General features: G+C 37.5%; 14 protein-coding genes. 5 read left to right on the forward strand and 9 right to left on the reverse strand.

The genetic code is table 11. The annotated features are described in order from the left end of the window. Positions 1-40: 40 nt before the first annotated feature. On the reverse strand, positions 41-808 hold the full coding sequence (locus EMIN_RS07405; RefSeq protein ID WP_012415614.1) for a bifunctional DNA primase/polymerase: 768 nt from the start codon (positions 806-808) through the stop codon (positions 41-43). 590 nt (positions 809-1,398) lie between these two features. On the opposite strand from EMIN_RS07405, the gene EMIN_RS07410 reads away from it, so the two are divergent. Further along, positions 1,399-2,478 carry a beta family protein gene (locus EMIN_RS07410; RefSeq protein ID WP_012415615.1) on the forward strand — a complete coding sequence of 360 codons (1,080 nt, stop codon included), beginning with the start codon at positions 1,399-1,401 and terminating at the stop codon, positions 2,476-2,478. Here the strand turns inward: EMIN_RS07410 and EMIN_RS07415 are convergent. Then, complete coding sequence (locus EMIN_RS07415; protein WP_012415616.1) at positions 2,432-3,025, reverse strand: sce7726 family protein; 594 nt, start codon at positions 3,023-3,025, stop codon at positions 2,432-2,434. The genes EMIN_RS07410 and EMIN_RS07415 overlap by 47 nt on opposite strands. Positions 3,026-3,399: 374 nt before the next feature. Between EMIN_RS07415 and EMIN_RS07420 the strand changes: the two genes are divergently transcribed. Continuing rightward, on the forward strand, positions 3,400-4,287 hold the full coding sequence (locus EMIN_RS07420; protein ID WP_012415617.1) for an abortive infection family protein: 888 nt from the start codon (positions 3,400-3,402) through the stop codon (positions 4,285-4,287). A gap of 64 nt (positions 4,288-4,351) precedes the next feature. Further along, on the forward strand, positions 4,352-4,978 hold the full coding sequence (locus EMIN_RS07425) for a hypothetical protein (RefSeq protein WP_012415618.1): 627 nt from the start codon (positions 4,352-4,354) through the stop codon (positions 4,976-4,978). A gap of 207 nt (positions 4,979-5,185) precedes the next feature. On the opposite strand, the gene EMIN_RS08645 is transcribed toward EMIN_RS07425, so the two are convergent. Further along, on the reverse strand, positions 5,186-5,350 hold the full coding sequence (locus tag EMIN_RS08645; protein WP_083759850.1) for a ribbon-helix-helix domain-containing protein: 165 nt from the start codon (positions 5,348-5,350) through the stop codon (positions 5,186-5,188). 99 nt (positions 5,351-5,449) lie between these two features. On the opposite strand from EMIN_RS08645, the gene EMIN_RS07430 reads away from it, so the two are divergent. After that, positions 5,450-6,463: a tyrosine-type recombinase/integrase gene (locus tag EMIN_RS07430; RefSeq protein ID WP_012415619.1), complete on the forward strand. Its 1,014-nt coding sequence runs from the start codon at positions 5,450-5,452 to the stop codon at positions 6,461-6,463. A 327-nt stretch (positions 6,464-6,790) separates the two neighbouring features. Here EMIN_RS07430 and EMIN_RS07435 read toward each other — a convergent pair whose 3' ends face one another. After that, the gene (locus EMIN_RS07435) at positions 6,791-8,278 is read right to left on the reverse strand and encodes an LA2681 family HEPN domain-containing protein (protein WP_012415620.1); all 1,488 of its coding nucleotides are present in this window, start codon (positions 8,276-8,278) and stop codon (positions 6,791-6,793) included. A 400-nt stretch (positions 8,279-8,678) separates the two neighbouring features. Between EMIN_RS07435 and EMIN_RS08960 the strand changes: the two genes are divergently transcribed. Further along, on the forward strand, positions 8,679-8,855 hold the full coding sequence (locus EMIN_RS08960) for a hypothetical protein (protein ID WP_012415621.1): 177 nt from the start codon (positions 8,679-8,681) through the stop codon (positions 8,853-8,855). A 202-nt stretch (positions 8,856-9,057) separates the two neighbouring features. Here the strand turns inward: EMIN_RS08960 and metG are convergent, their stop codons facing one another. The 5 genes from metG to EMIN_RS07460 form a co-directional block, all read right to left on the reverse strand. Continuing rightward, entirely contained in the window at positions 9,058-10,560 is a 1,503-nt protein-coding gene (gene metG, locus EMIN_RS07440; RefSeq protein WP_012415622.1) for a methionine--tRNA ligase, read from the reverse strand. A gap of 18 nt (positions 10,561-10,578) precedes the next feature. After that, positions 10,579-11,541 carry a DNA polymerase III subunit gene (locus EMIN_RS07445; RefSeq protein WP_012415623.1) on the reverse strand — a complete coding sequence of 321 codons (963 nt, stop codon included), beginning with the start codon at positions 11,539-11,541 and terminating at the stop codon, positions 10,579-10,581. Between the two features lie 2 nt (positions 11,542-11,543). Beyond that, a complete protein-coding gene (tmk, locus tag EMIN_RS07450) occupies positions 11,544-12,155 on the reverse strand; it encodes a dTMP kinase (protein WP_012415624.1) in 612 nt (203 codons plus the stop codon). 143 nt (positions 12,156-12,298) lie between these two features. After that, positions 12,299-12,895, reverse strand: a complete 597-nt coding sequence (locus tag EMIN_RS07455) for a KdsC family phosphatase (protein WP_012415625.1) — start codon at positions 12,893-12,895, stop codon at positions 12,299-12,301. Positions 12,896-12,908: 13 nt separating this feature from the next. Then, positions 12,909-14,156 (reverse strand): serine hydroxymethyltransferase, encoded by a 1,248-nt coding sequence (locus EMIN_RS07460; protein ID WP_012415626.1) that lies wholly within the window; start codon positions 14,154-14,156, stop codon positions 12,909-12,911. Positions 14,157-14,305 lie beyond the last annotated feature (149 nt).

Consider the following 14,305-nt stretch of genomic DNA (forward strand, 5'->3'; position numbering starts at 1 on the left):
GGTGTTTGTTTTGATGGAGAGAACCTGCTATATTTAAATATTACAGAGCTGTTGTTCTTCTACAAATTGTTTTAATTATATTATTTGCTAAGGTTCTCACTTCTTCAAAGGCTAATGGTGGGTAGCATCTATCCTCATTAACCACGCTGAGGTATTTGGTGAGTCTGCTCTTTTCTTTAGAGCGGTTATAAGCAAAACCAACGCCAATCCTAAAAAGCTGACTGTTACGCTCACCCTCTCTAAAAATATTATTCTTTACTTGCCTTAAAATCACTTCTAAGAGGTTTGCAGGTATGTCGGCTATGGTTATATCATTATGCATTTTATAAGCGGCTCCGCTGATGTGGATAGATGGCGGTATTATTACATAACCGCCGTTTGCCTTAAAATCTACGCCTTGAAGTAAGTTTATTTTTGAGGCAAGATATTGGTATTGCATCGGCAACTTAAAATAATAGTGAAAGCCATTGCCTGTTGATACTGTGTAGGTAGAGGGCAGGTTATATGGGGCAATAGATTTGTCGCCGTCTTTTCTAAAATCAATATCAACCACTACAATATTGCTCGGCTTGCCTGTGGCTACGGCCCAGTTGCAGCTTTCTTTTATTGACGTTGTCCAATTTTTTATTTGGCTGATGTTGGAGGAGGCTATTTTGTGTCCGCCTTTAAACATCGGGTGTTTGGCAGGGCAATTGCAGCTTGCGTTAAAGCATGCGCATTTCTTTTCTTTTGGATACCACACAGGAAATACTTTAAAGCCACGCCTTAATTGTTTTGCAAGAACGGGGTTAATTGTTTCTATCGTCATAATCTCCTCTCAATTTTGATTAATTATATATCAGACATGAGGACGTGTAAATGGTTATTAAGACGACAAAGCGCTTTTCATTCTTTCTGTTCTTTCTCTGGTATTGGTAGAAAATGGCTGCTGTATATTGCAAGCTGCACTTTCAGAATTTTTTAAATTTTCTGGTTTTACTGATGGTGGTTTATTGTGGCTAAAGTAAAAATGAGTTCGTTTGGTGTCGTGCTTATTTATTTAAAAAATATATATTTGCAAAACATCTTTAATATCTTTTTATAAGGGGTTTGCGCGTATTGATAGTAATTTATACGGCAGGCAACAAATAAATTAAAACAAGGGATTATAAGGAGGAATAATATAATTTTAAGGATTAGTGGCAATGAAAACCATCATTTTTGACCAAAATATAATAAAAAACAAATTTTATATGTACATTTACGACATTTTATTGCTTTTTAATTATTTGACCACACCATTTTAGACATTTTTTATTTTATTTTTTATTTTACCCCTTGACTTTTTAATATTTTTAACCTATACTAACAATATAAGGTATCAAAAAATCGTATTTTTACCACCAAGGAAGAGTTAATATGATAAATAGCACAACATATGTTCCCATACTTAAATGGAAGCAGGGCGAATATCAAGCCCTTTTAAAATTGGACGAACGAATTAAAGATAGAATCATCCCTTTAATCGAAATTACGCCTCCGGGTTATGACTATGAAACAAAAACCGCAAGGAATATTAACGAGCATATATCTGACCTTGCCTCTCGTTTAAAAACAAAATGGGGCAGAGAGGCGTTAATTGACATTGACCCTATCGGATTAACTACGGACAAACCAGAATATATATTAAAGATATTTGAAATGTATAGAGTTGGCGGGTGCACAGTAACCCCTGTAGTAAAGCTGGACGAAACTGCAGGAGCCTTGGCCGCATACACAGCAGTAATAAAAACAGACAAAAGGGGTGCTGTTCTCCGTATTAAGACAAATAATTTTGCAAGCCAATCAGAAATTGAGGCGAACATAACAAGGGTCTGCAAATCACTCGGCTTAGGGAAGCCAGATATTGACCTGGTTATTGATTTTGAAAAGGTTTCTATTGTGGTTAATGAAGAGTCCACTTTTGAAACTATGCAGGGATTCTTTCATAAAATACCCGATATAAATTTTTGGCGTTCCTTTACGGTCGCAGGCAGCTCTATGGCAGAAAGCAACCAGGACATCAATCTTTATAAAAGGGCAGAGTGGTTATTCTATAAATATTGCGTAAGTAAGTTTAGAAACTCTTTCCGTCTACCTGCTTTTTCTGACTACGCCATAGGCACACCAAAGCACGCCGCTCCAAACTTGGATATGCGAACCTTTACTCCTATGGCAAAGGTTAGGTATACATTTGATTCTGAATGGTATTATTATACTGGAGCACCTGTTAAGGGTAGAAAATCGCAAGGGTTCGGGCAGTATAAAAAACTTTGCGAAGACCTTGTAAAGCGAGACGAGTATCGCGGTGAGGAGTTTTCTGCTGGGGATAAGTATATAAAAGAGTGCGCAGGTGGAAAGGGTACGGGAAATTTAAGTACTTGGATATGGGTTGCAACAAATCAGCACCTAACTAAGGTTGCATCTGACCTCTCCAATTTGTACGGTTTTTCAATATAGTTCTTGTCAGCGACTTTAATTTAGCAAGAGAAATATTTTCGGTAAGCATCTTATATAAAGTAGCCTTAGGATATCGCAAGTCTTTTGGGGCAAAACCTAATTGTTCTAATAAAGAAACGACTTCATCCTTCCATAATAGTTGGACTAATGATGAAGCGTCAATATTATAATTTACAAGGCCAGGTCTATATTTTTTTATAGATAAGACGTGCTTTTTATTAGGATAAGCGACTTTGATTTCCCACCAAGTTGGAACAAGAGCTATTGCCTTTTGTAAGTGCCTTTTGGCAACAACCAAAGTAACTCTGTCCAATATTTTGCTATATGCTTCGGCTTGCAAGGGTAGACGGGCTAGGGTGTCGACATCACTTTTGATTTCGTATCCATGCATTTTGCCGTTTATAACAGCAATGTCTACACGATGAAGACCCTGCATAACCCCCATCTCGTCAAGAATAAGGGTATCGTCATCATTTGAGTATTTCTTTAAGTCGTTGTTATACAAAGCCTGCCTGATATCAACGTCTCTAAATAATGCTGTGCCCATAATTTCTCCCCGATATTATTATAACCTTTTTTCTCCTTTTTAACAGCCCCTTAGATTAGGCTCTTTGTTATTGACGGGTATTTGCAGGCTAAAACTTTACAGGCTGTAACAAAAGAATCTTCTTTTGCAGTTTGAGCAGTTGAGGCAATGAGGTAAAATAACTGTGGCATATAATTATGGTCTCCTTTTTATTTTGAGTATAAAAATATAATTGAGGATTTAGACGGTTATGCTAGCGCAGCAACGAAACTCTAAAAAAAATGAAAAGTAATAAAATTTAATATCAATATATATACTAATAGTATAGTGGGCTATTTGAGGTGTTTGGTTTTAACCTCTAATCAATATCAGGTATAATTTAGTTAGAGGACTTTATGGAAACATACGAAATTACCGAGATTACAAGACGTGCGATTATAGACGAATTCATGTTAACTCCGCAACCATATCATGGGAAACTTGAAGAGGTTGACTTTCTAGAAAGATTGTATCCTCTTGCAAAAATGCCTTCTACTGATGGAAGGTTTTCAAATGCAGGAGGAGATATTTATCAGCACAGAATAAATAATTTTGACTGGCCTGACGAATGGATTTGGAGCGATAGCCGTTTTAATCTTTTGCGTACATCTGACCAAGTATTTACTAGATTCATTTGTGAAATGTTGCATCCTGTAGTTAGGCATGAGAATGATGTTGCCCCATTGTTGGCAGCTTTTAATAGACAGCTTGCAAATGATAATTGGGAAATATATAGAGAACGGGAAATATCCAAGCGACCAGTTTTTGCTGCTCGTAAAATAGGTAGCAAGCCTCCTCTTATTAAAAAGATTAAAAACATAGACCACGATTTTATTGCAGAGCAAATTAAAAAATCAGAAGAGAAGTTGGATAAAAACGATTTTGATGGAGCGATAACTAATGCTCGTTCTTTGGTTGAAGCTATCTTATGTTATATTGCAAAAAACTTAGATATAAAATTGCCCGAGTATGATGGGGATTTATTTAAATTATATAAAACAATAAGAAAAGACCTTAAACTAGAAATAACTGATGATATGGATAATATTTTAAAACAAATTATAACAGGGCTTTCGTCTATCATATCAGGGTTAAGTGGCTTAAGCAATAAAATGGGGGACAGGCATGTCAGGCAATATAAACCTAATAAACATCATGCGAAGCTAGCAGTAAATGTATCTCAAATTTTTTGCGAGTTTTTATTGGACAGCTATGAATATCAAAAGACGAGGCAAAAACAATAAAATTTAATATCAATATATATACTAATAGTATAGCGAAGTAGATTTGCGAAACAAAGGAGGGCGTATGAAGAAATTAATTTTTATCTTGCCTATTATTTTTTTGGGTTGTGCTACCGCATCTACACAATCGGCGCGTGAACGCAATGAAAAGTGTTCAGAGTTTGAAGAGGTGGAAGTTTTCCAAACTTTCAATGACGGCGGACTTGCGTATGTTTGTGAACGAAAATCTTATGACAATTGTGCAATGGGAATGACTGTTGCCGTTTTAAAAGAAAGAGGAGAAGACCTCTGGGATAGCAAACGGATTAAAGCACCAAAGGGTAAATGCTTTGCATATGACGGCGTTTATAAATATATAAGCAAAGATGAGAGAGGTAGAACTGTTCCAATCGTTCGCTTAGATTATGCTTATGCCCCTTCATCTGAAAAAGAAGCTTTAGAAAGGGTGGAAGATTTGAGAGTCCATCTATATCACGAATGTCTAGATGAAGCCAATGCAGAGTTTATTAATGAAAAAGAGACGAATACAAATAAATGTAAATGTTTTGCCGATTTAACTGTTGAAAAATTGATAAATATTGCTTCTATGGATAATCAAACGCAGGACACAGTGGCAAAAACGTTTGGTAAAAGCTTCATAACAGAAGCAGAAAAAGCATGTGGCAAAATGCCGAAGAACATTAAAATTTAATATCAATATATATAGTAATACTATAGCGGAGCGGACAGAGCGGCTTTTAACAGCCTTATTTTATTAGTGCAACAACAGCTTATATTCTGCGGTGTTTGTAAATGGTTTGCGGAGTAGCAATTTACATCTATACTATCTCTTCAAATCTGCGTCTAAATGTATTTTTTATACTATTAGTATATATATTGGTATTAAATTTTATTGTTTTTATTTAACCCTTAGATATTGCTCTAACGCCTTCCTAATAACCCAAGATACACTCCTATCTTCTTTTGCAGTATGAGCATTGAGTGCTTTAAGCAGCTTTTCATTAAGAACAAAGCTGACTGTTATATTATTATTTTCTGAACTTTCTTTAGTTGTTTTTGCCATATATTTATTATAGCACAAAAGATAATGATAGATATTGAAAGCTATTTACTAATAGTTATCAATATGTTATAATAGTGTATATTGCTATAGAGGTCAGAAATGGGCGTTTTTGAAACAGAAAACGGAACATGGGGTATTGATTACAGATATAAAAGCAAGCGTTATAAAAGAGTTGTTGCTATAACCAGAAAGCTTGCCTTAGACATTGAGCGTAAAATACTAACAGATATTAAAGAAGGCAAGTTTTTCCCTGATTTAGATAAGCAAGATGTTACATTCGCCGAAATAGCAGAGAGATATTGGTCTCTTCACGGCAGAAAAACTAGAGGCGCACAAACTTTTAAATATACCTTTGACATAATTCTTTCACGTTTCGGACATATGAAAGTTGCCGATATAACGACAGAAGACATACAAAAATTTTATAATGACACTTGGGAAAGGACATCTCCTTCAACTGCAAACCGCCACTTTTCTTTATTCCGCGCCATAATTAATAAAGCATTAAACCTCAAATTATATAAAGGACAGAATCCTTGTATTGGAGTAGTGCGACAACGTGACAATCCACCCAGAGACAAATATTTTACAAAGGAAGACATCAAAAGCCTTTTAGTAACGGCAGAGAACAGGCTTAAACCTATTATTGCTTTTGCAGTATTAACGGGCTGTCGTAAAATGGAAATCCTTAATCTTCGCTGGAAAGATGTAGATTTTTACGGCGGTATTATTAGAATTACAATGTCTAAGTCAGGCAAACCGAGAGAAATCCCATTAGCAAACGATTTAAGACCAATACTACTAGCCATGCATACTAATCCACAAGATAAAGTATTTAACATTACAGTGCCCGCATTAAAATATTCTTTTAATAAACTGCTAAAGAAACTTGGCTTTGAAGGCTACTGTTTCCACACCTGCCGTCATACATTTGCCAGTCTGTATATGCAAAACGATGGCAATATTACCGATTTACAGCGTATATTAGGCCATGCAACAATAGAGCTAACCATGCGATATTCACATTTTAGCCCCCAATACATTCAGCAAACCATTAAAGTTATGGATGGAATTATTGCTTTATCTGAAAATAAGCTTTTAGAGCTAACCTAAAAACATCGTTTCTGAGACATTATGGGAAGGTTTTGGTAAGATTTCACTATTTCAAATTTGACTCGTCGTCGTACATAAGACGATAATATCTTATTTTTATTAAATTCAATCAAAATTTTGCCAAGGTTGAGACGAGGGTTCGATTCCCTTCGCCCGCTCCATTTAAACCCTTCATTTTTAGTGAAGGGTTTTTCTATTAGTATACTATCAGGTATGTTCACTAATCGCCGCAATATATTAAACAAACAACAAAAGTTATGGATGGCGTTATTAGTTTCCCAGAGGGTAGCAACATCCCCCTTTTAGAAAATCCGCCGAAATAAATCTTTATCTCTGCTTGGGTTCCATATAAATAGGCATAATGATTCCATTTTCTGATTCTTTTTGCGGCTTCATGGCTTCTTCTATTCCAACAGCAAGGCAGAGATAGGTCAATGCAGAGTGAGTTAATTTTAATATTTTAATAGTTTTTTTAAGCAAGTCTGTTTCAGATATAACTGGAGTTTCTTCATCACGGGGAATCATCATTACTCTTAAAAACTTATGCTCCAAATGGTCTCTGATATTTTTTAATCCCTCGGCATCAGGTTCAATACAATACACATCACTTGTTGTATATGCAAAGTCTTTACTTAAATAAAACAATCCTCGCAGGGGCCAATTTTTTCTCTTATCAAATATTTTTAACAACCCCTCTTTCTCTTTTGCATCTTTATACCATACGTTTCTAAAGTTAAACATTTTGGTGTGTTTCAGTTCATAAAAATCATTAATAAAAAAAGAAATTTTATCTAATATAGAATATGCAGTTTTAAAAGCCAGTTTGATTTTTTCTATACATAAGTCATTCCTTTCCCCGCTATATGTGTCAATAATATAAACCTCTTTATCAGAAAAATGAGTTGTATAATCATAAAGTTGCCCTTCATAGCATAAATATCTTGCTGTAATGAATTCCTGTTTTAACTGATTGAAATAAGGGTAGTATTTAGGCATACCAACCGCTCCATATGTAACCATTGACGGCATATGAATAGAATCACTGGTTTCTCTGTAATATTCAATAAGATTTAAGTTGTTTAAAACTAGTCCATGGTATCTACACCAAAACCTATAATCTGCCTCTTGCCTGTCGTTATATACTTTGTTTGCGTGAGTTTTCTTAAGTCCGCTCCTCTTAATTTTCATTTCATCAAGGAATTCCAAACGTCTCTGAAAAGGTTGCCTGGCGTGGTCTTCAACTGTATCAGACGCAATGGCTCTTTTAAGTAAATCCTCACTGTATAGATACATTTCAGCTCTGGCAGTATCATAAATCATGGTATTTGCTAAATCCATAAGCCCTATACCTTTACCACCAAGAGCCATACCAAAATTGGGAATGGTTGCTATAGCTTTATCCCAATACTCCATAGCATCGTTTGTTCGGCCTAAAGTATTTAATAAATTTGCCAGGTTAGTATAAATAATGACCCTAAAGCTGGGAGGATATTTTTCAAAAGCAGGCTCTAAAAGTGTTTTTCTTAAATAAAAAATTTCTTTACCAAAGGCCTCACTATCCCAATCCCATGGAGTTCCACTGTTTTTTGCCACACAACTCCAGGCATTTGCTACAACATGGTATAAATGGGTTTTGAGGCTACTTATAGGCTTTCTTTTGAATAGTTCTTCCGCAAGGCTTATTGCTTTAAGCGCAAGGGCAGGGTTGTGATTATTCAATGCAGTATTAACCATGCCTGCTAATAGCGTGCAGGCATCTTTAATCTTAACTCCCTTCAAATCATTTATTTTGTCATAATTAACATTTTTTACCATAGTTATAATATAGCTTTTTTAGTGCTTTTGGGAAGAATAAAGGAAGAGCAGGGTGTTTTCGGGTTTCAGACAATTTTAATTCTACGACGTAAACGCCCGCTTATTTCATGGGGGCGCCCAGCTATCTTGAAGCTTTATATCAAGATTCGTTTTTCTTCTTCGCTTTTTGTATTTAAAAGCCTCTCACTAAGAGAGGCTTTTTTATTTAACCTATAACACTCCCTCACAAACCATCACTTTATCCGCTTTTCTAAAATATGGAAACCTTTAAAAGAATTCACTTAATTCTACAAATTGACTAAATATACAAAATAGTTTTAAAATAGATTTTACTCCATCCCCCATAATAAAAATATAAGGATTTAAGATGGAAAAAATGCCTAATGAGAGGAGATGAAAAATGAAAGATAACTTTAGTTTTTTTGACCATATCGGAACAGGAAACGGCCTGGAAACCATTGGGGATCAAATGCGCCGTGAGAAAAGAGTAATAAACTATGAAAAAAGAAACACGACAATATCATTATTAACTTTGATTGTTGCGGTAATTACTCTTATAGTTGTGATTATAAAGTAAATTCAAATAAAACCATATGTTTTATAAAAATATTTCCTTAATCACAAGTTGTAAATCTTAATCTATTTTACCAGTGATTTTTTATTAAAATAATTTCTAAATAAAATTATATTCTTTATTGTAGGAAATTTTTTGAAAAACTTTACAAAAACAAATAAAACCCCGCCCGCAAATACTTGCGGGCGGGGTTTTAAACTAAATATTATTTTTTAACTTCAAGTCTGGGAAATAACGGAGCGTATTTTTGCACCGGCCCCGGCGCTAGGCGCTTTTTCATTTCCGCGCCTGTGGCAGGCATAAAAGGTTCTACCCACACCGCCACTTTTCTTAAAGCATGTATTAAATCAATAATAACGTTTTTTGCCGCTGCCTCATCGGTCTTGGCAAGTGCCCAGGGTTTTGTTTCGTCAATATATCTGTTCATATCGCCTATAAGGCTCCAAACAGCTTCCAAGGTTTTATCTAAAGCAAGCTCGGACATGTGTTCTTCAACCGCTTTGTCTACATTAGCCGCTTTTACTAAAAGCGGACTTTTATATTCTCCTTCCGCCGGCAAATCGCCGTATTTGACAGCCATGTTAAGCGTGCGGGAAAGAAGGTTGCCCAAGTCGTTAGCCAAATCGGCATTATATCTTTTTATAAAAGAATCCATACTGAAATCGCCGTCCGCGCCGAAAGGAACTTCCCTGAAAAGGAAAAACCTTAAAGGATCTAAACCGTATTCATCGGCTACTTTTTTAGGGTCAACAATATTGCCTAATGTTTTAGACATTTTTTCCCCTTCAACAGTCCACCAACCGTGCGCGAAAACTTTTTTAGGAGTGGGTATTCCCAAAGCCATAAGCATTGCGGGCCAAATAACCATGTGAAAACGCGCTATTTCTTTGCCTATCAAATGGACATCAGCGGGCCAAACATCCTCAAAACTGTTAAGGCCCACTTTTTTTAACTCTTCTTTAAAAAATTCTTTATCTTCACAAATATTTAAGCCAAGTCCCGCCGCGCTGGCGTAATTAATAAGCGCGTCAAACCACACATAAATTGTGTGTTTGGGGTTGCTTTTAACAGGTATGCCCCAGGCTACTTTTGTGCGTGTTACGGACAAGTCCTTAAGCCCGCTTTTCACAAAGTTAGTTATCTCGGCTGAGCGGAACTTGGGGTTTAAAAAAGAAGGGTTGCTTTCATAAAATTTAAGCAAAGCGTCTTGGTATTTTGAAAGTTTAAAGAAATAGGTTTCTTCTTTAACTTCCGTTAAAGGTTTTTTGTGAATGGGGCAAATGCCTTCGGGCGCTTCGGTTTCGTCCATATAAGCTTCGCACGAGTTGCAGTACATGCCGCTGTAATGGCCTAAATAAATATCACCTTTGGCTATAAGTATTTCAAAAATCTGCTGCACTGTTTCTTCGTGGCGTTTATCCGTTGTTCTTATAAAATCGTCATATTTTATATCAAGAATTTTCCAAAGTTCTTTATACGCATCTACAACCTGGTCGCACCACGCTTTGGGCGACATACCCGCCTTTTCAGCCGCTTTTTCTATATTAATACCGTGCTCGTCGGTGCCGGTTAAAAAATGTACTTCTTCGCCGCGTGATCTTTTGTATCTGCTTACAATATCGCAAGCCAGCGTTGTGTAAGAGTGGCCTATGTGCGGATACGCGTTAACATAATAAATAGGCGTGGTAATATAAAACTTCTTTGTCATATTTCTCCTTAACTTTTGCTAATTAAATAATTGCTGATTAAATTCACCCGTTTCCATTAAGGCTGTTTCTAAAGCCAGCGAGGGGGAAACGTTTCTTGAAACAGCGTATCTATAGTATGAAAGCTGTTTTAATGTCTGTTTAATTTTTTCTTTTATTTGAACATCTTTTTCTTTGGTCCACATATCATGCAGGCCTTGTGCAGCCATATCTAAAATTACGTAAGCCTCTCCCCTGGCCTGCGCCAAAGTACGACTTAAGGTTGCAGCCGCCTCATAAGGAAAAGTTTCCGCCGATGCGTCCGCCCCGTTTAAATTTTCCAAAACGTTTATAACTTCGCGCGCTTTACCTGCCGATCCGCCCGAAAACCTTGCCGCCCTTGCCGCTAAATCAGCGTCAATTCCACAAAACGTTAATATGTCAACAACATTTTTAGCTTTTAAAGGCGCGAATGGAACAGCCTGGCAGCGTGACTTTATTGTGCTTAACATTAAATCTTTTTTAGCGCAGTTTAAAATCCATACGGTATTTGCGGCGGGCTCTTCAATAAATTTTAAAAGGGCGTTGGCGGCGTCGGGCAGCATGGTTTCGGCGTGGTCTAAAACAAGCACTTTATAGCGGGCCGTCATTATTTTTTGCTGTGATTTTGTAGTCATGTCCCTCACAGCTTCAATATTCATATGCTGCTGCTTTTCCACTTCCTTACCGGTAAGCCCCGCCTGATACGCAAAATCGCCCCACACAAAATCTGGGTGCGTATTAGCTATAATATTTTTGCAGTTCAAACATGTTCCGCAGGAATCAAATTCCGCGCGCGCGGCTTCGTCCGTGCAGTTAAGCGCCATTGCAAATTTTTTTGCCGTTAACGCTTTACCTGTACCTTTTGGGCCGTAAAAAAGCATAGCCTGCGGAATACGGCCCGAAGCTATAAATTTTTTTAACTGGTTAATTGTTTTTTCCTGCCCTAAAATATCTCTAAACATATTTATAAAATATTAAATTCTTTTAAATGCCCCAAAACTTTGGCATGTATTTCTTCAACGGTGTTATCCGCATCTATCAAAACGGCGTTGGGGGTAATTTTTACAAGTTCTTTATATCCCTGCCTCATTTTTTCCCTAAACTCATTGCCTTCAAGCTCAAGTCTGTCCGAAAACAAATATTCACCCCTTTCGGTAAAATATTTATCCGACATTAAAAAAACAAAAGTTAAATCAGGCTGCAAGCCGTGCGTGGCAATATTGTTTACCGTATTAATTAAATCCATATCAAAACCCCTGCCATAGCCTTGGTAAGCGCAGGTTGACATGGTGTAACGCTCGCAAATAACTATTTTATCTTCCTGTAAAGCGGGCAAAATCTTTTCTTCAGTATGCTGCGCGCGGGAAGCTTCATACAAAAGAAGTTCCGCTCTGGGGGAAACCGAATTTTCCGGGTCAAGTAAAATTTTTCTTATTCCTTCGGACACCGGTGTTCCGCCGGGCTCTCTAGTTTGTAAAACATTATAGCCCGCAGCCTCAAGATATTTTCTTAGCAGGTTTGCCTGCGTGCTTTTGCCGCCTCTGTCCGGGCCTTCAAATACAATAAATTTAGCCATTATAAACTCTCTGAGAAATGTAATGAAAAGCGGGTGAATTACCGCGTAATAATGCACATAAAGTGATTTAAAGAAAGCAAAGTCCGTTTGTGCTTTGCTCTCTTTTGATTTTAGCAGTTTTTTAAAACTATTGCTAAGCGCCCTTAATGCGTACCGTCAGAAGTAAAAACCTGCGGCGCTATTTTGGGTTTGCGCTTCCAGGTGCCTGTTTTAATTCTTTCAAAAAGGCCGTCCCATTTACCCTGCGCTTTTAAAATTATTTCAACAATTTCACGTACGCAGCCTTTGCCGCCTTTGGCTTTTGTAATATATTGGCAGCATTCTTTAACACAATCCAAACCGTCGGACGGGCATACCGCGAGCCCTACTTTTGTAAGAACGGGCAGGTCGATAATATCGTCCCCTATATAAACAATTTCCTCAGGTTTAAGATTTTCTTTGGCAAGCATTTCCTCAAAAGGAAATGTTTTGCTTAAAAACCCCTGGTAAACATATTTTACGCTTATATCTTTTGCCCTGGCTACAGTTGTTTTATGCGAACGCCCCGTAAGGATAGCGCTTGGCATATTAAATTCCCACAAAAACATAAAAGCAAGGCCGTCAACCGCCGCGAACTGCTTTACTTCGTCCGTTTCGCCTTTTTCATTAACAAAAAGGTTTATTTCCCCTTTGGTTAAAACGCCGTCAACGTCCGTAATTAACATTTTTATTTTTTTTGCTCTTTCAATAATATCCTTCATGTCTTCTCTCTGGTTAGTTTAATTCTGTATATAACAGGAATTTACCTAAAAAAGCTGTAACCTCTTTAGAAATTTCCGCAAGTTTAGCTTCATTATCCGCGTTATTTAAAACATTGTCAATAAAGGAGGCTATAGCCGCCATTTCAGCTTCTTTCATGCCCCTTGTTGTAACAGCGGGAGTGCCAAGCCTTACACCGCTTGTAATAAACGGTTTTTGCGTATCGTAAGGAATGGTATTTTTATTTGTGGTTATGCCCGCTTTATCTAAAGCTTCCTCAGCAGCTTTACCAGTCATTGATTTAGAAGTTAAATCAACACATAAAACATGGCAATCCGTACCGCCGGAAACTATGCGGTACCCCAGTTTTTGTAATTGGGTCGAAAGTTCTTTGGCGTTTTTAACAACTTGGGTTTGGTATTCTTTAAATTCCGGTTTTAACGCTTCGCCGAAGCAAACCGCTTTGGCCGCGATAACATGCATTAGCGGCCCGCCCTGCTGGCCGGGAAAAACTGATGAGTTAACCGCTTTGGCATGTTTTTCTTTACATAAAATTAAACCGCCTCTGGGGCCGCGCAGGGTTTTATGTGTTGTTGTTGTAACAATGTCCGCGTAAGGCACGGGGTTTGAATAAACGCCCGCGGCTATAAGCCCTGCGTAATGCGCCACGTCACAAATAAGGTATGCGTCCACACTGTCCGCGATTTCGCGCAGTTTTTTCCAATCAAAAATTCTTGAATAATTTGAAGCGCCCGCCATAATAACTTTGGGTTTGTGTTCAAGGGCCAGTTTGGCGGCTTCCTCATAATCAATTTGCTCATCCTCTTTACGTACATTCATGGGAACGATTTTAAAATATTTGCCTGAAAAGTTCATCGGATGCCCGTGAGTTAAATGCCCGCCGTGGGAAAGATTCAAGCCAAGCACGGTGTCACCTGGATTAATAAGAGCCAAATAAGCGGCCATATTTGCCTGCGCGCCCGAATGCGGCTGCACATTGGCGTGCTCCGCGCCGAAAATTTGTTTAGCTCTTTCTATCGCTAAAGTTTCAACCATGTCTACAAATTCGCAGCCGCCGTAATAACGTTTACCCGGGTAGCCTTCGGCGTATTTGTTTGTAAGAATACTCCCCTGCGCTTCCATAACGCTTAAAGATGTAAAGTTTTCACTTGCTATTAATTCAAGCTTAGTGCGCTGGCGGCCTAGTTCCTTTTCAACCGCGTCAAAAACTGCCTTGTCTGTTTTCTGCAAATTTGAATACATTTTTTCCTCCGAAAAATTAACAAAAACAAGCCGATATTTCGTATAATTTATACAATACAAAATTAATAAGAGTAACGCACTTTTTTTAATTGTTGCGCGCAATTGCCTCTGTTTCCTCTCAACCGCAGAGAAAGCACAGCGGGCGAAAG

Origin of the sequence: Elusimicrobium minutum Pei191 (assembly GCF_000020145.1) — a bacterium.
Lineage (GTDB): Bacteria > Elusimicrobiota > Elusimicrobia > Elusimicrobiales > Elusimicrobiaceae > Elusimicrobium > Elusimicrobium minutum.

Excerpts from the sequence above, each read along its gene's own strand:
- EMIN_RS07405 (WP_012415614.1), bottom strand. The coding sequence starts at position 808 with ATGACGATAGAAACAATTAACCCCGTTCTTGCAAAACAATTAAGGCGT.
- EMIN_RS07410 (WP_012415615.1), top strand. The coding sequence starts at position 1,399 with ATGATAAATAGCACAACATATGTTCCCATACTTAAATGGAAGCAGGGC.
- EMIN_RS07415 (WP_012415616.1), bottom strand. The coding sequence starts at position 3,025 with ATGGGCACAGCATTATTTAGAGACGTTGATATCAGGCAGGCTTTGTAT.
- EMIN_RS07420 (WP_012415617.1), top strand. The coding sequence starts at position 3,400 with ATGGAAACATACGAAATTACCGAGATTACAAGACGTGCGATTATAGAC.
- EMIN_RS07425 (WP_012415618.1), top strand. The coding sequence starts at position 4,352 with ATGAAGAAATTAATTTTTATCTTGCCTATTATTTTTTTGGGTTGTGCT.
- EMIN_RS08645 (WP_083759850.1), bottom strand. The coding sequence starts at position 5,350 with ATGGCAAAAACAACTAAAGAAAGTTCAGAAAATAATAATATAACAGTC.
- EMIN_RS07430 (WP_012415619.1), top strand. The coding sequence starts at position 5,450 with ATGGGCGTTTTTGAAACAGAAAACGGAACATGGGGTATTGATTACAGA.
- EMIN_RS07435 (WP_012415620.1), bottom strand. The coding sequence starts at position 8,278 with ATGGTAAAAAATGTTAATTATGACAAAATAAATGATTTGAAGGGAGTT.
- EMIN_RS08960 (WP_012415621.1), top strand. The coding sequence starts at position 8,679 with ATGAAAGATAACTTTAGTTTTTTTGACCATATCGGAACAGGAAACGGC.
- metG (WP_012415622.1), bottom strand. The coding sequence starts at position 10,560 with ATGACAAAGAAGTTTTATATTACCACGCCTATTTATTATGTTAACGCG.
- EMIN_RS07445 (WP_012415623.1), bottom strand. The coding sequence starts at position 11,541 with ATGTTTAGAGATATTTTAGGGCAGGAAAAAACAATTAACCAGTTAAAA.
- tmk (WP_012415624.1), bottom strand. The coding sequence starts at position 12,155 with ATGGCTAAATTTATTGTATTTGAAGGCCCGGACAGAGGCGGCAAAAGC.
- EMIN_RS07455 (WP_012415625.1), bottom strand. The coding sequence starts at position 12,895 with ATGAAGGATATTATTGAAAGAGCAAAAAAAATAAAAATGTTAATTACG.
- EMIN_RS07460 (WP_012415626.1), bottom strand. The coding sequence starts at position 14,156 with ATGTATTCAAATTTGCAGAAAACAGACAAGGCAGTTTTTGACGCGGTT.